The following is a 20,633-nucleotide window of genomic DNA, read 5'->3' on the forward strand; positions in this document are numbered from 1 at the left end:
TTGTTTTACAAAAACGTAACATTAGCAAAAAAAATCCCGAATTATGGTATAAATTTTATAGGTTATATACGGAAAAAGAAAAAAGAAAGCGGTGTAAAAAATAAAATGAAAAAGCTAAAAATGACATCTTGCGCATTAGTTGCAGGGTTAATGTTTTCTGGGCTAACACCAAATGTATTTGCAGAAGATAAAATTTCTGACGTGAAATCACAAATTAATACACAAAATGACACTTTACATAAACAACAACAAGAACGTGATGAATTACAAAAACAAATGAATGACTTAAACAAAACAATTCAAGGTTTAGATAAATCTGTTCAAGAGAATGCTGCAAAGCTTGATGAAACAACGAAAAAAGTTTCTGATACTGAGCAATTAATTGAAAAGAAAAATAAAGATATTGCAGAATTACAAACAAAGATTGCAAAACGTGAAGAGCTATTAAGAAAGCGTTTAGTTGCACTTCAAGAACAACCAAATACGAACGTTGTAACAGAAGTTCTTGTAAACTCTAAAAACGTTGCAGATTTAGTTGATCGTTTAACTTCTGTTTCTAAAATTCTTGAGTCTGATGAAGATATCATGAAAACACAACAAGAAGACCAAGCTAGTGTGAAAAAAGATGTTGCAACGGTAAAAGAGAAACAAAAAGAATTAAAAGAAGCACAAGCTCAAATTGAAACTGCTAAGAAAGAACTTGACGCTGAAAAAGAGAAAAAAGCAGCAGCGGTAAACGATTTAAGCGGTAAAATGGATACAGTTGTAACTTCAATGACAAGTACGGAAGGTCAATTGAAAGAGCTTGAGAAACAAGCACTGCAATTACAACGCATTGCAGAAGAAGAAGCACAAGCAAAAGCTGCACAAGAAGCTGCTGCTCAAAAACAAGCAGAGCAAGCTGCTAAAGCTGCACAAGCTCAGCCAGCACCTGCAGAACAAGCTGCACCAGCAAACAATGGTGGACAATCTCAAAAAGAAGAGCCTAAAAAAGAAGAACCTAAAAAAGAGGAACCAAAAAAAGAAGAGCCTAAGAAAGAAGCACCTAAACAAGAAGAGAAAAAGCCAGCTCCAAATGTGGGTGGCGTAATTGGTAAAGCACAAAGCTACTTAGGTTTACCATATGTTTGGGGAAGTGCATCTCCATCAAACGGTGGTTTTGACTGTAGTGGATTCATTTCTTACATTTTTGGTGTAGGTCGTCAAGACGTTAGGGGTTACTGGAACTCAGTTTCTAAAGTAGATAGCCCACAACCAGGAGACTTAGTATTCTTCCAAGGTACTTATAAAGCAGGTCCATCTCACATTGGTATTTATGTTGGTAATGGCCAAATGATCCATGCTAGTGATAAAGGAATTGCGTACGGTGATATTAACAGTTCGTATAACAAAAAACATTTCTTAGGATACGGTCGATTCTAGGATTTATAAAAGAATAAAACAAGTGTATAAAGTCGATAGCTTACTATTTTATAAGTAGGTTATCGGCTTTTTTGAGTTTTTACGAGATGATGAGAAAGGTTTATAGTAGTGCTGGAGGTGATTGTTGATGGTAGCGGGGAAACAGTTGCTACTAGAAGAAATTTCTTCAGGTTTACAGAGGGAATTAAATGATTTGAAAAAGAAGGGAGAGGTCATATGTGTACAAGGTGTAAAAAAGAAGAATTCTAAATATATGTGCCAACGATGTGGAAATGTAGATCGGCGGCTATTTGCGTCGTTTTTATGTAAAAGGTGCAGTAAAGTGTGCACATATTGCCGGAAGTGTATAACGATGGGGAGGGTAAGTGAATGTGCTGTACTTGTTCGAGGGATTGCTGAAAGAAAGAGAGAAAAGAATTTAAACTTGTTACAGTGGAACGGGACGTTGTCTGCTGGACAAGATTTGGCGGCGCAAGGAGTTATAGAGGCTATTAAGCAAAAAGAATCATTTTTTATTTGGGCTGTATGCGGGGCTGGGAAAACAGAGATGTTGTTTTACGGTATTAACGAAGCGCTTCAAAAAGGAGAAAGAGTTTGTATCGCAACGCCAAGAACGGATGTTGTTTTGGAATTAGCACCGAGATTACAAGAAGTATTTCCATATATAAAGGTAGTGGCTTTATATGGAGGGAGTGTAGATAAAGAAAAAGATGCAGTACTAGTCGTTGCGACCACGCATCAATTATTACGTTATTATAGGGCGTTTCATGTCATAGTTGTAGATGAGATAGATGCTTTTCCATATTGTGCAGATCAAATGTTACAGTACGCGGTAAAACAAGCGATGAAAGAAAAAGCGGCGCGTATTTATTTAACTGCGACTCCAGATGAAACGTGGAAGCGAAAATTTAGAAAAGGTGAACAAAAAGGTGTTATTGTTTCTGGACGATATCACCGTCATCCGTTGCCAGTTCCTCTATTTTGCTGGTGCGGAAATTGGAAGAAAAGCCTCAACCGTGAAAGAATTCCTCGAGTTTTACTACAATGGTTAAAGATGTACTTAAACAAAAAGTATCCTGTTTTTTTATTCGTTCCCCATGTACGATATATAGAAGAAATAAGCTCGTTATTGAAATCATTGCATAATAAAGTTGAAGGGGTACATGCAGAAGATCCGATGAGAAAAGAGAAAGTCGCAGCGTTCAGAAAGGGAGAAATCCCATTATTAGTTACAACGACAATTTTAGAGCGAGGCGTAACGGTGAAAAATTTGCAAGTTGCAGTTTTAGGGGCGGAAGAAGAAATATTTTCAGAAAGTGCGCTCGTACAAATTGCGGGCCGAGCAGGGCGGAGCTTTGAAGCACCATATGGAGAGGTCATTTATTTTCACTATGGCAAGACAGAGGCGATGGTGCGCGCGAAAAAACATATTCAAGGTATGAATAAAAATGCGAAAGAACAAGGATTGATCGATTAATGCATTGTTTACTTTGTGATGAGTGTTTTGTAGAAAAGGTTAGTTGGTACACTTTTTTTGTAAAGTGTCATAGAAAATATATATGTGATAGATGTGAGCAGAAACTTTCCTATATTATAGGAGAAATTTGCATGGAGTGCGGGCGACCTTTAGAATTTGTTCCTGCCTCATTTCAAGAAGACGGTATTTGTATAGATTGTATAAGGTGGATGAAAGAGGAGAAGTATCGTTCTTTTAAAAACCGTTCGTTATATATGTATGATGATGAGATGAAAGAAATAGTAGCGCAGTTTAAGTTTCGGGGGGATGCAGAGTTAGTGCACATTTTTTATCGTCCTTTTCGAAGTTTATTTCAAAAGTGTTTTGCCAATGTTTCAACTGTTATCGCTGTTCCGCTTAGTAAGGAAAGGGAAATTGAACGTGGTTTTAATCAAGCTGAGTTATTAGCAACTTGTTTGCCTGTCAAAATTTCTTATCCATCATTAAGAAGAAGGGAAACAGAAAAGCAAAGTAAGAAGACACGTAAAGAAAGGGTGTCAGGAAGCAATCCTTTTTATTTTCAGGGAGAAGAGATGTTTTCTGGGCAACATATTTTACTCGTTGATGACGTGTATACGACAGGGATTACAGTTAGGCAAATCGGAAGTTTGTTATATGAAAGAGGGGCAAGGGAAGTATCTAGTTTGACACTTTGTAGAAGTTAATATGACAGTGTCGAAAGGGATAATAAAAAGGCGATAAGTCTTCTTTGACTTCATATATTGTCATTCGTTATAGTCAAAATATGGGGCGAATGCCCTGATTTTTAGAGTGAAGGGAATGGAATGAACATGCAAGGAAGAGTGAAATGGTTCAATGCAGAAAAGGGATTTGGGTTTATTGAGCGTGAAGATGGTGACGATGTATTTGTCCATTTTTCTGCTATTCAACAAGATGGGTATAAGTCATTGGAAGAAGGGCAACAAGTAGAGTTTGACATTGTAGATGGAGCACGTGGACCACAAGCAGCTAATGTTGTGAAACTGTAGGGTATATTATTTTGGGAAGAGAAAGCTGCGTTTGTGGCAACGTTATATATATGTAGTAGAACCTCTTGTTTTTCGCAAGGGGTTTTTGTTATAGGGTAAGTTGTCAAAAAGTTGTTTCTTTTCTGTAACGAATTGTCCACAGAAATATTCGTTATTCACGATGTTAATAGGATAAAATAAAGATAGAAACGATGCATCTTTTCATTTCAACAAAAAACGATAAAAAAATCGCAATTCCACTAATTTTTTTAAAAAAGTTAGAAGGAGTTTTTAAGCCAATGTCGAAATTATAGTACATAGGCTTGAAAGGAGGAATTCATCTATGAAATTCAACATTCGTGGTGAAAATATTGAAGTAACTCCAGCATTAAAGGAATATGTAGAGAAAAAACTAAGTAAGTTAGAGCGTTATTTTGATACATTCCCAGAGATTAAAGTTAATTTAAAAGTATACTCTGACAAGCAACGTGTCGAGGTAACAATTCCATTTACTGATTTATTACTTCGTGCAGAAGAAACTAATAGCGATATGTACGCTGCTATCGATTTAGTAGTTGATAAAATTGAGCGACAAATTCGTAAACATAAAACAAAAGTAAATCGTAAGTTACGTGAGAAAGGTTCTATAAAAACGAACTTTATCCTTCCAGAAGCAGTAGCTGTTTTGGATGAGGTAGAAGAAGATGAATTAGAACTTGTACGTACAAAACGATTCGATTTAAAACCGATGGACGTTGAAGAGGCAATCCTACAAATGGATATGCTAGGACATAATTTCTTCGTCTTCACAAATGCTGATACAAACGAAACTAATGTTGTATATGGCCGTAAAGATGGGAAATATGGTTTAATCGAAACTAAATAATAATTCGAAAGCGCAGCCGAATGAGGCTGCGCTTTTTTTGCTGAAAATAGATTTTTAAAAAACTTTTCTTAATTTAGAACGAGACAATCGGCCGATTGTTGTCATAGTTATAAGACAAGTGTTACAATTATCATTAGGTATATACATTTTAGTTTTTTTAATTAGGAGAAAAATTGGCATAACATACATTTGATTTTTATAACGACTGATTGTAATAGAGAAAAAGAAGAACAATCGGAAGTTTTATTTTAATAAAAAGAGGAGCGTATTTCCTATGATCGGTATTTTAAAAAAGGTGTTTGATGTAAATCAACGCCAAATTAAACGTATGCAAAAGACAGTTGAGCAAATTGATGCATTAGAGTCATCTATTAAGCCACTAACTGATGAACAATTAAAAGGAAAGACGCTTGAATTTAAAGAACGTCTAACAAAAGGTGAAACAGTAGATGATTTACTACCTGAAGCTTTTGCAGTTGTTCGCGAAGCGGCAACTCGTGTTCTTGGAATGCGTCCATATGGCGTACAGTTAATGGGTGGTATTGCCTTACATGAAGGGAATATTTCTGAGATGAAAACGGGTGAAGGTAAAACGTTAACATCTACATTACCTGTATATTTAAATGCTTTAACAGGAAAAGGTGTTCACGTTGTTACAGTCAATGAATATTTAGCACAACGTGATGCGAGCGAAATGGGACAACTTCATGAGTTCCTTGGCTTAACGGTAGGAATTAACTTAAATAGTATGTCACGCGAAGAGAAACAAGAGGCTTATGCTGCTGATATTACGTATAGCACAAATAATGAGCTTGGATTCGATTACTTACGTGATAACATGGTTTTATATAAAGAGCAGTGCGTTCAACGTCCACTTCACTTTGCTATTATCGATGAAGTCGATTCTATTTTAGTCGATGAAGCACGTACGCCGCTTATTATTTCAGGACAAGCTCAAAAATCAACAGAGCTATACATGTTTGCAAATGCATTTGTTCGTACGTTAGAAAATGAAAAAGATTATTCATTTGATGTGAAAACGAAAAATGTAATGCTAACAGAAGATGGTATTACGAAAGCAGAGAAAGCTTTCCATATTGAAAACTTATTCGATTTAAAACATGTAGCACTTCTTCACCATATTAATCAGGGGCTTCGTGCACACGTTGTTATGCATCGTGATACAGATTATGTTGTACAAGAAGGCGAAATCGTAATTGTAGACCAATTCACTGGTCGTCTTATGAAAGGTCGTCGTTATAGCGAAGGATTACACCAAGCGATCGAAGCAAAAGAAGGTGTAGAAATTCAAAATGAAAGCATGACGCTTGCAACAATTACATTCCAGAACTACTTCCGTATGTATGAAAAATTATCTGGTATGACTGGTACAGCGAAAACAGAGGAAGAGGAATTCCGTAACATTTACAATATGAACGTTATTGTAATTCCGACAAACAAACCGATTATTCGTGATGATCGTGCCGATTTAATCTTTAAATCAATGGAAGGTAAGTTCAATGCTGTTGTTGAGGATATTGTAAATCGTCATAAAAAAGGACAACCTGTTCTTGTAGGTACAGTTGCAATTGAAACTTCAGAGCTTATTTCAAAAATGTTAACGCGTAAAGGTGTACGTCATAACATCTTAAATGCGAAAAACCATGCTCGTGAAGCAGATATCATTGCAGAGGCTGGTATTAAAGGTGCTGTAACAATCGCGACGAACATGGCAGGTCGTGGTACAGATATTAAGCTTGGAGACGATGTGAAAAACGTTGGTTTAGCAGTTATCGGTACAGAGCGTCACGAAAGTCGTCGTATTGATAATCAGTTACGTGGTCGTGCTGGTCGTCAAGGGGACCCTGGTGTTACGCAGTTCTACTTATCGATGGAAGATGAATTAATGCGCCGATTTGGTTCAGATAATATGAAAGCAATGATGGACCGCCTTGGTATGGATGATTCTCAGCCGATTGAAAGTAAAATGGTTTCTCGTGCGGTAGAATCTGCACAAAAACGTGTTGAAGGAAATAACTATGATGCACGTAAGCAGTTACTGCAATATGATGATGTACTTCGTCAGCAACGTGAAGTTATTTACAAACAGCGTCAAGAGGTAATGGAGTCTGACAACTTACGCGGCATTATTGAAGGTATGATGAAATCTACAGTAGAACGTGCTGTTGCTCTTCATACACAAGAGGAAATTGAAGAAGATTGGAACATTAAAGGTCTTGTTGACTACTTAAATACAAACCTTCTTCAAGACGGAGATGTAAAAGAAGAAGAATTACGTCGCCTTGCTCCTGAGGAAATGAGCGAGCCAATTATTGCGAAATTAATTGAGCGATACAATGAAAAAGAAAAGCTTATGCCAGAAGAGCAAATGCGTGAGTTTGAGAAGGTTGTTGTATTCCGCGTTGTAGATACGAAATGGACAGAGCATATTGATGCGATGGATCACCTTCGTGAAGGTATTCATTTACGTGCTTACGGTCAAATCGATCCACTTCGTGAGTACCAAATGGAAGGATTCGCGATGTTCGAGTCAATGGTTGCTTCTATTGAAGAGGAAATTTCTCGTTACATTATGAAAGCTGAAATTGAACAAAACTTAGAACGTCAAGAAGTTGTTCAAGGTGAAGCTGTTCATCCTTCTAGCGATGGAGAAGAAGCAAAGAAAAAGCCAGTTGTAAAAGGTGACCAAGTGGGCCGCAACGATTTATGTAAATGTGGTAGCGGTAAAAAATATAAAAACTGCTGTGGTATCGTTCAGTAATATAGGACGGTAGCTTAGGCTGTTTTGCAAACTTTTATATCAAAAATGTATAATTAAGAAGGATTAAACTCTCTCCGTAATAAGTGGAGAGAGTTTCCCTTGTTTTCATACGAAAGTAACAGCAATTACATAGAGGTGAAGGAAATGGAATTAGTAGAAATTAGACAGGAATTAGAGAAAATGGCTAAGCGATTAGCGGCTTTTAGGGGGTCTCTTTGACCTCCCTACTAAGGAGAAACAAATTGCAGAATTAGAAGAGAAAATGATGGGCGCAGGATTTTGGGATGACCAACAAGGCGCACAAGCTGTAATTAATGAAGCGAATGCGTTAAAAGATATGGTTGGAAAGTTCCGTCAGTTAGATGAGACGTTCGAAAATTTAGAAATCACGCATGAGCTTTTAAAAGAAGAGTATGATGAAGATTTACATGAGGAATTAGAATCAGAAGTAAAAGGCTTAATTCAAGAAATGAATGAGTATGAGCTTCAGTTACTATTAAGTGATCCTTATGATAAAAATAATGCGATTTTAGAATTACATCCAGGTGCAGGTGGAACTGAGTCACAAGACTGGGGTTCTATGCTATTACGTATGTACACACGCTGGGCTGAAAAACGCGGATTCAAAGTAGAAACGGTTGACTATTTACCAGGTGATGAAGCTGGTATTAAGAGTGTAACTTTATTAATTAAAGGTCATAACGCTTACGGTTACTTAAAAGCAGAAAAAGGTGTACATCGTCTTGTACGTATTTCACCATTCGATTCTTCAGGGCGTCGTCATACATCATTCGTATCTTGTGAAGTTGTACCAGAGTTCAATGATGAAGTTGAAATCGAAGTACGTACAGAAGATTTAAAAATTGATACGTACCGAGCAAGTGGAGCTGGTGGACAGCACGTAAATACGACAGATTCAGCAGTTCGTATTACACATACACCGACAAATACGGTTGTAACATGTCAGTCGGAGCGTTCTCAAATTAAAAACCGTGAGCATGCGATGAAAATGTTAAAAGCGAAATTATATCAAAAGAAACTAGAAGAGCAACAAGCAGAATTAGATGAAATTCGCGGAGAGCAAAAAGAAATCGGATGGGGTAGCCAAATCCGTTCTTACGTATTCCACCCGTATTCTCTTGTAAAAGACCATCGTACAAATACGGAGGTTGGTAACGTACAAGCTGTTATGGATGGAGAGATTGATCCATTTATTGATGCTTACTTACGTTCTCGCATCTAATAAGCGAAAAAAAGCCAACGAAATTGTTGGCGCATGCTGAGGACAATAGAGGATATAAAGAATTTGATTTTATTTTTATAGATGAAGTAAAGAGGAAGAGAAGTTGGAAACGACAACTTCTCTTTTTGATGAGATTATATGTAGATTACAATGCTGCATATTGTTTTGTAAAAAGTAGAGAATAGTAAAATAGAGCGGTAATATGGTAAAGATTTATATAGAACTTTTCTAATTTTCCTTTTAAAAAGGATGCTTTATAGAAGTTTTTTAAGTTGTTCACAGAATTGAAACAACTTATGAAAGCTTTATTTTATCAAGGTTCTCACTGTATTTTTGAGGAATATGAAATACACCTTAGTTTTTCTATATAAAGATAATGCTTATAATGAAAATGAGTGTGTTAGGAATAAAAAGAATATCAACAATGGGGAGCGATAGAAGTGAAAAAGAAATTGTTGGCTATTGCGCTAGGGACATCGGTTGTTTTTGCTTTAGGAGCATGCGGAAATAAAGAAGAGAGTAAGTCTTCGAAACAGTCTGCAAGCACAGACAGCGCAGAACAAATTTTCCAAAGAAGTTGTGCGGGATGTCACGCAACAGATTTATCAGGGGCAACTGGACCTGATTTAAGAAAAGTAGGCGGTAAGTACGACGCTGCAGATATCGAAGAGATTATTAAAAAAGGCCGCGGTTCAATGTCACCAGGACTTATTCAAGGTGAAGATGCGAAAAAAGTGTCTGAATGGTTAGCTGAACATAAATAAAAAAGGTGAAATGGACGAGTTGATAATATAGTCAACTCGTTTTCCTTTTTTTCTGGTATGTAACATAACTGTAACAAAAATGTATCCAAATTGGAAACCGTTTGATGTTACAATGGGGTTTGTAGAATTTTGCTGAAATATATTACATAGAGTGGTATTGCTTATGAGGAAGCATAAGTAAACTACCTTCAACAAGGATGACTAAATGAAAATGAAGGATGTCTTTTGTTTTCAGATGTACAGAAAAGTATTTCGAAAAAAATCATTAAGTATTGGGTGATAAATAATGATAAAAATGACGAATGTTTATAAGGAGTACCCGAATGGTATGAAAGCCATTGCTGGTCTTACAGTTAATATTAAACAAGGTGAATTCGTATACGTAGTTGGACCGAGTGGAGCCGGAAAATCTACATTTATTAAAATGATGTATCGTGAAGAGAAACCATCTACAGGATCTATTAATGTAAATGGACTTACTATCGAAACATTGGCAGAAAGAGACGTTCCGTATTTTCGTCGTCAATTAGGCGTAATTTTCCAAGATTTTAAATTGCTACCTAAATTAACGGTATATGAGAATGTTTCGTTTGCTTTAGAAGTAATTGAAGAAGAACCGGATGCAATTCGTGAGCGTGTAACAGAGGTTCTAGGTCTTGTAGGCCTTGAAGATCGTGCAGACGCACTTCCAAGTGAGCTTTCGGGCGGGGAGCAACAACGTGTAGCTATTGCAAGAGCAATTGTAAATAGACCAAAGGTTGTAATTGCCGATGAGCCAACAGGTAACTTAGATATTGAAACAGCTCTTGATATTATGAATATTTTTACTCGCATTAATGAGCGCGGCACAACGATTGTTATGGCGACGCATAATGCAGATATCGTAAATACAATCCGTCATCGTGTAATCGCGATTGAAGGCGGAAAAATTGTTCGAGATGAGATTGAGGGAGGATACGGATATGAAGGCTAAGACCCTTAGTCGACATTTGCGAGAAGGTGTAAAGAATCTATCACGTAACGGATGGATGACATTTGCTTCTGTTAGTGCAGTAACAGTTACATTATTACTTGTAGGTGTCTTTTTAACAGCGATTATGAATATGAACCATTTTGCGACGAAAGTAGAGCAAGATGTAGAGATTCGTGTACACATTGATCCAGCTGCAAAAGAAGCGGATCAAAAGAAATTAGAAGAAGATATGAGTAAGATTGCAAAAGTAGATTCTATTAAATATTCTTCTAAAGAAGAAGAGTTAAAACGTTTAATTAAAAGCTTAGGTGATAGTGGAAAAACGTTTGAGTTATTTGAACAAGATAACCCACTTAAAAACGTATTCGTTGTAAAAGCGAAAGAACCAACCGATACAGCGACAATCGCGAAGAAGGTTGAAAAAATGCAGTTTGTTAGTAATGTTCAGTACGGAAAAGGGCAAGTTGAACGATTATTTGATACTGTAAAAACTGGTCGTAACATTGGGATTGCGTTAATTGCTGGTCTTTTATTCACAGCGATGTTCTTAATCTCTAATACAATTAAAATTACAATTTATGCTCGTAGTACAGAAATTGAAATTATGAAACTTGTTGGTGCAACAAACTGGTTTATTCGTTGGCCATTCTTGCTAGAGGGATTATTCTTAGGAGTATTAGGATCAATTATTCCAATTGGCCTAATTCTAATTACGTATAATTCGTTGCAAGGTGTGTTTAATGAAAAACTTGGCGGAACAATTTTCGAGCTTCTACCATACAGTCCATTCGTATTCCAATTAGCTGGTTTACTAGTGTTAATCGGTGCTTTAATCGGTATGTGGGGAAGTGTAATGTCAATTCGTCGCTTCTTAAAAGTATAAAAAGTTGCAAACATAATTCGTACAAGCTTATCATATAGTAGAAATAGGTAAAGGCATCACACACTGTGTGATGCCTTTTGCTACACCACCTGTGTGTTTTGGAAAGGGGAATTCCGCATTGAAACGTAGAGTTGCAATTATTGGAATGGTTGTTGCATTTTTAATTGGTGCTGGCGGAATGTTTGCAGGCATGTCTGTATTTGGGGTTAACCCATCAGAAGTAACGCAAACAATTTCGAGTGGGAATGCTAGCACTGCGCAAGGGAATTTGGCAAAAATTAATGAGGCGTATGCACTAATTGATTCACGTTATGTGGAAGACGTGAAAGATGAAAAGTTAGTTGAAGGTGCAATACAAGGTATGTTGTCTACGCTGAAGGACCCTTATTCCACGTATATGGATAAAGAAACAGCCAAACAGTTTAGTGAATCGCTTGATCCCGAATTAGAGGGGATTGGGGCTGAGGTGAACAAGACGGACGGTAAGCTTATTATCGTATCGCCAATTAAAGGTTCACCAGCAGAAAAGATAGGAATTAAACCGAATGACCAAATTTTATCTGTAGATGGAAACAGTGTGAAAGACTTATCACGTGAAGAAGCAGTATTAAAAATTCGTGGTAAAAAGGGAACGACTGTCGCAATTGAAATTAAACGTGCGGGAGTAACTGATCCGATTGTATTTAAAATTAAGCGTGAAAAGATTCCGATCTTTACAGTATTTAGTTCTGTGAAGCAAGAGAGCGGAAAAGATATCGGTTATATGCAAATCACTTCTTTTGCTGAAAATACAGCGAAAGAATTTAAGGATCAGTTAAAAGAGTTAGAGAAGAAAAATATAAAAGGCTTAGTTATTGACGTGCGTGGTAATCCTGGTGGCTACTTAAATAGTGTAGAAGATATACTAGGGGAAATTATGACGAATAAAAAGCCGATGCTACAAGTAGAGCAGCGAAATGGTGAGAAGAAGAAATTCTCTACGGAACTGAAAGAGAGAAAACCATATCCAATTTCAGTATTAATTGATAATGGAAGTGCTTCTGCTTCAGAGATTTTAGCGGGTGCGCTAAAAGAAGGAGAAGGATACGATTTAATTGGTGAAAAGACATTTGGTAAAGGTACTGTCCAGCAAGCTGTTCCATTTAAAGACGGCAGCAACATTAAATTAACGATGTTTAAATGGTTAACACCGGATGGGAACTGGATTCATAAAAAAGGAATCGCGCCAACAGTAGAAGTGAAGCAACCAAATTATTATCATGCGACACCAATTCAAATTGAAAAAACACTTTCATACAATTCAAATGATGTACAAGTAAAACATGCTCAGGAAATGCTTAAGAGCTTAGGTTATGTACCAGGTCGTGAAGATGGATACTTTAGTAAAGAGACAGAATCGGCTCTGAAAGCATTCCAAAATGCAAATGAAATGGAAGCGACAGGACAGCTTGATAAAAAGACAGCTGAAGCGATTCAAACTAAAATTATCGAAAAAATCCGTTCTGGAGAAAATGATCTACAATTACAGTCAGCATTAAAATTAATGGCAAAATAAGAAGAAATACAGGCAGTTTGCTGCCTGTATTTTTTTGTGTTAAACAAACGTTTGTTTAGTTATGATAATATAAAAAGAAAGAATGATATAAATGGTGGTGAATGAGTTCATGGAGGCATGGATTTTTGAAATAATGCGGGCAGTTGGACGTTTTTTCTTACACCCTGCTGTCTATATATTTGTAATAAGTAGTATCTTCGTTGGATACTTACGTATGTTAAGAGAACGAAAAGATTTTTCTTTTAAAGTTTATGATATTTGGTTTGAACTGCGAACCTCTCTATTTGCAGGGATTGGATACGGATTAGTAGTATCTATTATTACGATTGGGCTTGGACTTGTTGTTTCTAAAGCAAGCTTATGGGCCATTTTAATTTGGACGTTACTATTTGGATTAACGGCTATGTATCGATATTTATCGGCGGCTTATACATTTAGCATTGCGATTGTATGTGTTCTATTATCTTCTAAGCTACCAGTTTCCTTTTTACAGCTTCGAGAAGGTGAAGAGAGTACCATTGTATCCCTTGTTATTTTACTAGGCGTTATGCTTATTGTAGAAGGCTTATTGATTTCTAAAAACGCAGTAGGATATTCGACGCCGAGGATTAGGCAGGGGAAGCGTGGATTAAAGATTGGTTTACACGAATCAAAGCGTTTATGGATCGTTCCTATTTTTATTCTTGTACCGGGTGATGCGGTAACGCAGTTTATTTCATGGTGGCCTGTCGTTTCAATAGGTTCAAATACATATTCTCTATTCCTCGTTCCATTTTTAATTGGATTTATGAGAAATATTAAAAGTTATGAGCCGACGGAAGCTTTATTATTTACAGGAAGACGTGTTTATGGGTTAGCAGGACTTGTGCTCGTTTTAGGAATCGCAAGTTACTGGTGGCACGTACTTGCAATTATCGCGATGGGAGTCGCTATGCTTGGGCGTTTCACAATTTCGATGCAAGAAAAAATTGCCGATGAAACAAGACCAGCGTATTTTGCTGCACGCAATGATGGGCTCGTTGTACTAGATACAATTCCAAATACAATTGGAGCAGAGCTGAAATTACTGCCTGGAGAAATTATTACGAAAGTAAATGGAGTCATTCCAAAAAGCGCCGAGGAATTTTATGATGCGCTTCAAACGAAGACGACAGGAGCATTTTGTAAATTAGAAGTATTAGATACAAATGGTGAGCTTCGTCTTGCACAAACTGCATTATATGCTGGTGGACATCACGAATTAGGTATTGTATTCGTTGAACAGGAGCATGAGTGGGATTCGGAAGCGATGTAATAGAAGGAATGGTATCACCTTGTGGTGGTACCTTTTTTGTTTTTGGGGGATGGGAGAGTAGTTAGTAAATGAAATTTATATCGGCGATTTTCCGAATATATCAGCGATTATTCGAATATATCGACTTTCCGGCCAAAAACGACAACTATCGCAAAGCTTATTTTCAGTTTCATAGACGGATAACTTGAATAATTATTTGATAATGGTTATCATTTAGGGAGTCTTTTTAATTTTGGAAAATGGAGGTAAGATATGCTGCGTAAATTTTTCTCGTACTATAAACCGTATAAAGGTTTATTTATACTCGACTTTTCTTGTGCGGTTGTCGCAGGATTATTAGAACTCGGCTTCCCGCTTATCGTAAATCAATTTATTGATAAGTTATTGCCAGGGCAAAACTGGACGCTTATTTTATGGGCTTGTTTCGGTTTACTCGCAGTTTATATGTTAAATGCAGGCTTACAATATGTCGTTACATATTGGGGACATATGCTTGGTGTTAACATTGAAACAGATATGAGGCAGAAATTATTTGATCATATTCAAAAGCTATCATTCAGATTTTTTGATAATAATAAAACAGGTCATTTAATTTCACGCCTTACAAACGATTTAATGGAAATTGGGGAAATTGCTCACCATGGACCAGAAGATTTATTTATCGCCGTAATGACTTTAGTTGGGGCATTCTCATTTATGATGATGATCAACTGGAAGTTAGCGTTATTAACGTTCTTCGTCATTCCATTCCTATTATGGTTAGCACTTTACTTCAATAAAAAAATGACAGGTACATTTAGACGTTTATTCTCAGACGTTGCTGATTTTAATGCATGCATTGAGAACAACGTTGGTGGTATTCGCGTTGTACAAGCATTCGGAAATGAAAAGTTTGAGAAAGAGCAATTTGCTGTTAACAACGCTCGTTTCCGTACAACGAAATTAATGGCGTATAAAATTATGGCGTTAAATTCGTCGATTAGTTATATGCTCATGCGGCTCGTAACGCTCTTCGTCTTAATATGCGGTACATGGTTTGTTCTGCAAGGAGAATTAACGTACGGTGGATTTATCGGATTCGTTCTATTGACGAATATTTTCTTCCGCCCAATTGAAAAAATTAATGCGGTAATCGAAAGCTATCCGAAAGGAATCGCTGGTTTTAAAAGATATGTAGAGCTTCTTGAAACAGAGCCTGACATTGTAGACTCTAAAGATGCAATGGAAGTGAAGCATGTACACGGTGATATTCAATATAACAACATTACGTTTGGATATGAAAACAAAGAACCGATTTTAAATGACATTAGTTTGAAAATACATGCAGGTGAAACAGTTGCGTTCGTTGGACCATCAGGAGCTGGGAAAACGACGTTATGTAGCCTATTACCACGTTTTTATGAGCAATCATCTGGATCGATTCAAATTGATGGAATTGATACGAAAGATATGACATTATCTTCACTTCGTAAGCAAATTGGAATTGTGCAGCAAGATGTGTTCTTATTCTCAGGAACAATTCGTGAAAATATCGCTTACGGAAATTTAAAAGCATCAGAAGCTGAAATTTGGCAGGCAGTAAAACGTGCGCAGTTAGAAGATTTAATTTACTCACAGCCGGACGGTTTAGATACTGTTATCGGTGAGCGCGGCGTGAAACTTTCAGGTGGGCAAAAGCAGCGTCTAGCGATTGCTCGTATGTTCTTGAAAAACCCGCCAATTTTAATATTGGATGAAGCAACTTCTGCGTTAGATACAGAGACGGAACTTGCGATTCAAAAATCGCTTGCGGAGCTATCTGTTGGTCGTACAACATTAGTTATCGCTCACAGACTAGCAACGATTAAAAATGCAGATCGCATCGTCGTTGTAAATAAAGATGGTATTGCAGAACAAGGTTCACATAATGAATTAATTGAGCAAGGCGGAGGATACAGTAGGTTATACGAAGCTCAGTTTAGTTCGTAAATATAATTTGTACTGAATTAGTGCACCATAAGTAGGTAAAAATCTCATATGGGAGGCTGTACAGTATGATTGTAACAACAACTTCTACAATTCAAGGGAAAGAGATTATTGATTATGTCGATATCGTGAATGGAGAAGCGATTATGGGTGCAAATATCGTTCGTGATCTTTTCGCTTCTGTCCGTGATGTTGTCGGTGGTCGCTCAGGCGCTTACGAAAGCAAATTGAAAGAAGCACGTGACATCGCAATGGAAGAGATGAAAACTCTTGCAAGACAAAAAAATGCGAATGCCATCGTTGGTATCGACGTGGATTACGAAGTAGTTCGCGAAGGGATGCTAATGGTTGCTGTGAGCGGGACTGCTGTCCGTATCTAAAGTGAGAAGCCGTGCTGATGCACGGCTTTTTGTATTCTATGTCGAAGATTCAATATTTCTTGGGAAATGCGGAAGGTCCCGTCGATATATAGGGAAGACATTAGAGTGCTTCTTTACATTTCCGGATTTTAACTAATAATGTTTCGTATTCTTGTTCGAGAGATGAGATATCATTGTGATGATTTGGTATGGAAATTCGGCCGATGACTTCTGTTAATTTTGTTTGTAATCGTAACAACTCTTGCTCAGTAACGTTTACAGAATCTCCGGTGGTTCTTTTTGTGTATTGCTCGTAATTACCGTGGAATACTCTAGGTTCACTCTCATCTACTTGTAGAATATGGTCTGCAACAGAGCGAATAAAGGCACGGTCATGGCTAATGAAAAGTATTGTGCCAGGATATTCTTGTAACATGGTTTCTAATTCTTCTTGCGTTGCTAAGTCTAAATAGTTTGTCGGTTCATCTAGCAGAAGCATATTATAGTTTCCTAAAAATACTTTTGCGAGTGCAACCTTCATTCGTTCACCCCCGCTTAGAATGTGCACGGGTTTATGAACATCCTCACGGCGGAATAGAAGTCGTGCAAGTATTGTGCGAACGAATGCTTCTGTATAGTTTGTTTCTTCTAGAACATTTTCTAAAATGGTTTTATCTGTTTTTAAAATAGATAATGTTTGTTCGAAGTATCCAATTTTACAACTTTTCGATAGCTGCATGCCACGCTCGTTTGTGAGAAGCATGTTGAACAAAGTGGTTTTGCCGCTTCCATTTGCCCCTAAAACGGCAAGCTTTGCACCAGGGGCAATAGTTCCATTCATATTTTTAAATAGTATACGGTCGCCTATTTTCTTTGTTGCTTTATTGAATTGTACTGCCACCTTACTATGAATGGGTGTATGGTATTGCACGTCAAATTGAGCTTGAGAAAGATCCTTTGGCTTTTCCTTCTTTTCTAGTTTTTCGAGACGTGTCTCTAATGCTTTCGCTGCTTTACTAACCTGTTCTTGGCCATGAGCCCCACTTAACCTATAAAGTCTAGATTCAGATGAACTGAACCGTGTTGGGATTTTTTTCATGTTAGAAGCACGTTGCTTTCTTTGTAGAATGGACTGTTCTAAACGATTTTTTTCTTGTATATATTGCTCATATTCTGCTTGTTTTTGTATTCGTTCACGTTCTTTTTGTTTTCGATAGTTTGAATAATTACCTTTGTACTCTTGAATAATACCGTCTTCAATTTCAATAATTTTGGTACATATATTATCTAGAAATTCACGGTCATGCGATATTAAAACAAGTGCCCCTTTATAAGATGAAAGTGCCTTTTCTAATTGCTCTGTACCGACCATATCTAAGTGGCTTGTTGGTTCATCAGCGAATAAAATGCCTGCATTTTGTTCGAGAGCATGCGCAATCTTTAGTCGCATTCGTTCACCGCCGCTCATTGCGTCGGTAACGTTTGAAATACTCCATTTTCCTTTTGCGAGAGAAGAAGCGGTTTCCGGTAGTTCTTCGCTGAGCTGAGGAATGATGGCGATAGAACTATGATGAGTTACTATGCCTCTGTCAGCTTCTATTTCTTTACTTAATATTTGTAATAACGTAGATTTACCAGCTCCGTTGACTCCGACAATTCCTATGCGATCCTGTGCTTGAATTTCCAGTGATGGTAATGTAAATAGTGTGCGATCACCAAAGCTCTTTTCAATATTACGTGCGAATAAAATAGTCATAAAAAAACCTCCCTAGTTTCACTAGAGAGGATAAACGTCGCCCTTGTATGTAAAAAATCGTACATAAATAAACGATTTTTTACATGATCGTTTCGAAAGAAAGTATCGGCAAATGGACAGACTAATCCCCTGCTAGTTTTCATCATTTTTGTTCACTATTTGTGATGGATGAAATAAATAAGAGAATTAGAACTTCATTGGTCAAAGTACCTTCCTTTCATAATATTACTTTTATTGTATGCGTATACAAAAGGGTTTGTCAAACTTATTTCTGTTCGCTATTTTTGAATTTATTATTATACAATTGTGCTTTTGCCAGCGCCTCAGCATCGTTTTTAATTTCATCCAGTCCATTCGCATCTCCAATAACATAACCTTCAAATGAAGAACCAACAAAATCAAAGATATATTGGAATTGAGCAATAAGCGGTAATGCTTTTAGCTTTGGATTATCCCCGCCAACGATGACAACATACATTTTTTTGCCTTTCATTTTTTCTTTGAAATGAAGAGATGTATCGCGCAAGCTTTGTGACCAGCGATCAACAAAGTTTTTCATATGTCCACTCATTCCGTACCAATATAATGGTGTAGCAAAGATAATCGTGTCGTGCTCTAACATGCGTTTGGTTAACTGCTCATAGTCATCATTTACGGATTGGAATCCTTCTGCATCATGACGTTGGTCTGTAATAGGATAGACGGTATGATCACGCAAATAAATTTGTTCTGTTTCAATGTCCTCTATCATCATATGTGTTAAAGCTTCTGTATTTCCGTTTTGTCTTGAACTGCCATGTATAACAAACATGTAATCATTCCTTTTCTTTTGCTTGTTTTAGGAGTGAAACGTGTTTTTGCAAATTCGCTTGGATGTTGGAAAGTAATGTGATTTGCTTTGTTACTTCATTGAGTTTATCTTCGTAAAGCGTAAGGATACTGCTACACGGATTGTCGTACAGGTGCGGTTCAATTTCAAGGCAGCGCAGCATCCTTGCCGTCTCTTCTAAATTTAAGCCAATTTGTAAGTACATTTGAATAAGCTCCACTTTTTCGATGGCACTTTCATCAAAATCACGGTAACCATTTGCAAGGCGCTTAGTAGGGAGTAAGCCCTTTTCTTCGTAATGTCTTAGTGATCTTTCACTAACGCCAGTTTCTTTTGATAATTCTCCAATTCGCAATGCGTTTCACTCCTTCTACATGTATTGTAAACCTTCACACTAATGTGAGGGTCAACTCTGTTTTTTCGCAAAAGAATCTACATGATTTAAGAACACTTGAATGGCTTTAGATGGAATGAAATATTTACCGCGTACGATGGAAAACGGACGGATTAGTTGTTCATTTGGAACTTCGACGTGGAATAGTTCTTTTGCTAATAGCTCTTTCCGTACAGTCCAATCAGAAAGGATAGCGATGCCAAGCCCGGCACTAACAGCTTCCTTTACGCTTTGGATACTACTGAATGTAAAGAATCGTTTCATTTTTAAATGGTGTTGATGAATAAAGCGGTCACTATAAGCGCGTGTACCAGAACCACTTTCTCTTAATACCCATACTTGATCTTGGAGTGTACTTTCATTTATTTCATTTGTGCGGAGTAATGGATGATTTGGCGGGACGACGAGCTTCATTTCATCTTGCATAAATGTTTCAACATCTACGTCGGCGTATACGACTTGTCCTTCCACTAGGCCGATATCAATTTGATTAGAGCGAAGGCTTTGCAAAACGTCTTCTGTATTTGAGATGAAAGTATGAACTTCGACGTGTGGATTTTCATTCGCATAGTTAGCCAGTATTTTTGGAAGTAAGTATTCGCCAATTGTAAAACTAGCACCAATGCGAAGTGTTCCTGTTACAACGTTATGTAGTTCATTAATTTCTTGTTTAGCATCTTCGTAAAGAGAGAGCATTTGCTTTGCATGTATATATAATATGTTTCCAGCTTCAGTAACTTGGACGTGCTTCGGGGAGCGTTGAATAAGTGTAGTGCCAAATTCGTTTTCTAAGTTGCGTATATGCATACTTACTCCAGGCTGTGAAAGGTTTAATAATTCTGCTGCACGGGAGAAGTGTTTCTGTTCAACGACAGTAACAAAAATTTTTAAAATGTCTACGTTCATATAATGGGCTCCTTTCTTTTTCTATCATCTTATCATAAGTATTTCTGATGATAGAGATTTGGTATTGGTATTAAACTTATTATAGAAACTCTCTTATAATGTAAGTAGAAAGAACATGCATGTTCCAATACGATTATT

At 37.1% G+C, this 20,633-nt stretch carries 18 protein-coding genes; 14 read left to right on the top strand and 4 right to left on the bottom strand.

Features of this window, described 5'->3' with window-relative positions:
• From ACUN13_RS19660 to ACUN13_RS19725, 14 genes are all read left to right on the top strand, one after another.
• Window positions 1-1,422 carry a C40 family peptidase gene (locus ACUN13_RS19660; RefSeq protein WP_107992274.1) on the top strand — a complete coding sequence of 474 codons (1,422 nt, stop codon included), beginning with the start codon at window positions 1-3 and terminating at the stop codon, window positions 1,420-1,422.
• Between the two features lie 127 nt (window positions 1,423-1,549).
• Window positions 1,550-2,899, top strand: coding sequence for an ATP-dependent helicase ComFA (gene comFA / locus ACUN13_RS19665; RefSeq protein WP_257115774.1), 1,350 nt, complete (start codon window positions 1,550-1,552; stop codon window positions 2,897-2,899).
• A complete protein-coding gene (locus ACUN13_RS19670; protein WP_013142274.1) occupies window positions 2,899-3,603 on the top strand; it encodes a ComF family protein in 705 nt (234 codons plus the stop codon). Before comFA ends, ACUN13_RS19670 begins: the two co-directional genes overlap by 1 nt.
• Window positions 3,604-3,729: 126 nt before the next feature.
• Window positions 3,730-3,927, top strand: a complete 198-nt coding sequence (gene cspC / locus ACUN13_RS19675) for a cold shock protein CspC (protein WP_001990088.1) — start codon at window positions 3,730-3,732, stop codon at window positions 3,925-3,927.
• Window positions 3,928-4,249: 322 nt separating this feature from the next.
• On the top strand, window positions 4,250-4,792 hold the full coding sequence (gene hpf, locus ACUN13_RS19680; protein ID WP_000671185.1) for a ribosome hibernation-promoting factor, HPF/YfiA family: 543 nt from the start codon (window positions 4,250-4,252) through the stop codon (window positions 4,790-4,792).
• A gap of 274 nt (window positions 4,793-5,066) precedes the next feature.
• The gene (gene secA, locus ACUN13_RS19685) at window positions 5,067-7,574 is read left to right on the top strand and encodes a preprotein translocase subunit SecA (protein WP_000579385.1); all 2,508 of its coding nucleotides are present in this window, start codon (window positions 5,067-5,069) and stop codon (window positions 7,572-7,574) included.
• A gap of 144 nt (window positions 7,575-7,718) precedes the next feature.
• Window positions 7,719-8,817 (top strand): peptide chain release factor 2 gene (prfB, locus tag ACUN13_RS19690; protein ID WP_096001716.1). Its coding sequence is split into 2 segments (ribosomal slippage): window positions 7,719-7,790 and window positions 7,792-8,817, totalling 1,098 coding nucleotides; the frame shifts between segments, so codons are not numbered across the junction.
• A gap of 440 nt (window positions 8,818-9,257) precedes the next feature.
• Window positions 9,258-9,581, top strand: a complete 324-nt coding sequence (cccB, locus tag ACUN13_RS19695) for a cytochrome c551 (RefSeq protein ID WP_000727971.1) — start codon at window positions 9,258-9,260, stop codon at window positions 9,579-9,581.
• A gap of 286 nt (window positions 9,582-9,867) precedes the next feature.
• Window positions 9,868-10,554, top strand: coding sequence for a cell division ATP-binding protein FtsE (gene ftsE, locus ACUN13_RS19700; protein ID WP_000594321.1), 687 nt, complete (start codon window positions 9,868-9,870; stop codon window positions 10,552-10,554).
• A complete protein-coding gene (ftsX, locus tag ACUN13_RS19705) occupies window positions 10,544-11,437 on the top strand; it encodes a permease-like cell division protein FtsX (protein WP_000645027.1) in 894 nt (297 codons plus the stop codon). Before ftsE ends, ftsX begins: the two co-directional genes overlap by 11 nt.
• A gap of 118 nt (window positions 11,438-11,555) precedes the next feature.
• Window positions 11,556-12,992 (top strand): S41 family peptidase, encoded by a 1,437-nt coding sequence (locus ACUN13_RS19710; RefSeq protein ID WP_000830313.1) that lies wholly within the window; start codon window positions 11,556-11,558, stop codon window positions 12,990-12,992.
• Between the two features lie 109 nt (window positions 12,993-13,101).
• Window positions 13,102-14,286, top strand: coding sequence for a PDZ domain-containing protein (locus tag ACUN13_RS19715; RefSeq protein ID WP_000388606.1), 1,185 nt, complete (start codon window positions 13,102-13,104; stop codon window positions 14,284-14,286).
• Between the two features lie 252 nt (window positions 14,287-14,538).
• Complete coding sequence (locus ACUN13_RS19720) at window positions 14,539-16,254, top strand: ABC transporter ATP-binding protein (RefSeq protein ID WP_000944620.1); 1,716 nt, start codon at window positions 14,539-14,541, stop codon at window positions 16,252-16,254.
• A gap of 65 nt (window positions 16,255-16,319) precedes the next feature.
• The gene (locus ACUN13_RS19725; protein WP_000637521.1) at window positions 16,320-16,631 is read left to right on the top strand and encodes a YbjQ family protein; all 312 of its coding nucleotides are present in this window, start codon (window positions 16,320-16,322) and stop codon (window positions 16,629-16,631) included.
• A gap of 100 nt (window positions 16,632-16,731) precedes the next feature.
• On the opposite strand, the gene abc-f is transcribed toward ACUN13_RS19725, so the two are convergent.
• From abc-f to ACUN13_RS19745, 4 genes are all read right to left on the bottom strand, one after another.
• Window positions 16,732-18,366: a ribosomal protection-like ABC-F family protein gene (gene abc-f / locus ACUN13_RS19730; RefSeq protein WP_290102023.1), complete on the bottom strand. Its 1,635-nt coding sequence runs from the start codon at window positions 18,364-18,366 to the stop codon at window positions 16,732-16,734.
• A 265-nt stretch (window positions 18,367-18,631) separates the two neighbouring features.
• Complete coding sequence (locus ACUN13_RS19735) at window positions 18,632-19,177, bottom strand: flavodoxin family protein (RefSeq protein WP_000497611.1); 546 nt, start codon at window positions 19,175-19,177, stop codon at window positions 18,632-18,634.
• A 4-nt stretch (window positions 19,178-19,181) separates the two neighbouring features.
• Window positions 19,182-19,550: a MerR family transcriptional regulator gene (locus tag ACUN13_RS19740; protein ID WP_001219225.1), complete on the bottom strand. Its 369-nt coding sequence runs from the start codon at window positions 19,548-19,550 to the stop codon at window positions 19,182-19,184.
• Between the two features lie 51 nt (window positions 19,551-19,601).
• Complete coding sequence (locus tag ACUN13_RS19745; RefSeq protein WP_001099987.1) at window positions 19,602-20,495, bottom strand: LysR family transcriptional regulator; 894 nt, start codon at window positions 20,493-20,495, stop codon at window positions 19,602-19,604.
• Window positions 20,496-20,633 lie beyond the last annotated feature (138 nt).

It is taken from the genome of Bacillus cereus group sp. Bce041, from assembly GCF_052646455.1.

Coding starts and splice junctions, on each gene's coding strand:
- abc-f (WP_290102023.1), bottom strand. CDS start 18,366: ATGACTATTTTATTCGCACGTAATATTGAAAAGAGCTTTGGTGATCGC.
- comFA (WP_257115774.1), top strand. CDS start 1,550: ATGGTAGCGGGGAAACAGTTGCTACTAGAAGAAATTTCTTCAGGTTTA.
- ftsE (WP_000594321.1), top strand. CDS start 9,868: ATGATAAAAATGACGAATGTTTATAAGGAGTACCCGAATGGTATGAAA.
- ACUN13_RS19670 (WP_013142274.1), top strand. CDS start 2,899: ATGCATTGTTTACTTTGTGATGAGTGTTTTGTAGAAAAGGTTAGTTGG.
- ACUN13_RS19725 (WP_000637521.1), top strand. CDS start 16,320: ATGATTGTAACAACAACTTCTACAATTCAAGGGAAAGAGATTATTGAT.
- ACUN13_RS19715 (WP_000388606.1), top strand. CDS start 13,102: ATGGAGGCATGGATTTTTGAAATAATGCGGGCAGTTGGACGTTTTTTC.
- hpf (WP_000671185.1), top strand. CDS start 4,250: ATGAAATTCAACATTCGTGGTGAAAATATTGAAGTAACTCCAGCATTA.
- cspC (WP_001990088.1), top strand. CDS start 3,730: ATGCAAGGAAGAGTGAAATGGTTCAATGCAGAAAAGGGATTTGGGTTT.
- ACUN13_RS19745 (WP_001099987.1), bottom strand. CDS start 20,495: ATGAACGTAGACATTTTAAAAATTTTTGTTACTGTCGTTGAACAGAAA.
- ftsX (WP_000645027.1), top strand. CDS start 10,544: ATGAAGGCTAAGACCCTTAGTCGACATTTGCGAGAAGGTGTAAAGAAT.
- secA (WP_000579385.1), top strand. CDS start 5,067: ATGATCGGTATTTTAAAAAAGGTGTTTGATGTAAATCAACGCCAAATT.
- ACUN13_RS19720 (WP_000944620.1), top strand. CDS start 14,539: ATGCTGCGTAAATTTTTCTCGTACTATAAACCGTATAAAGGTTTATTT.
- ACUN13_RS19735 (WP_000497611.1), bottom strand. CDS start 19,177: ATGTTTGTTATACATGGCAGTTCAAGACAAAACGGAAATACAGAAGCT.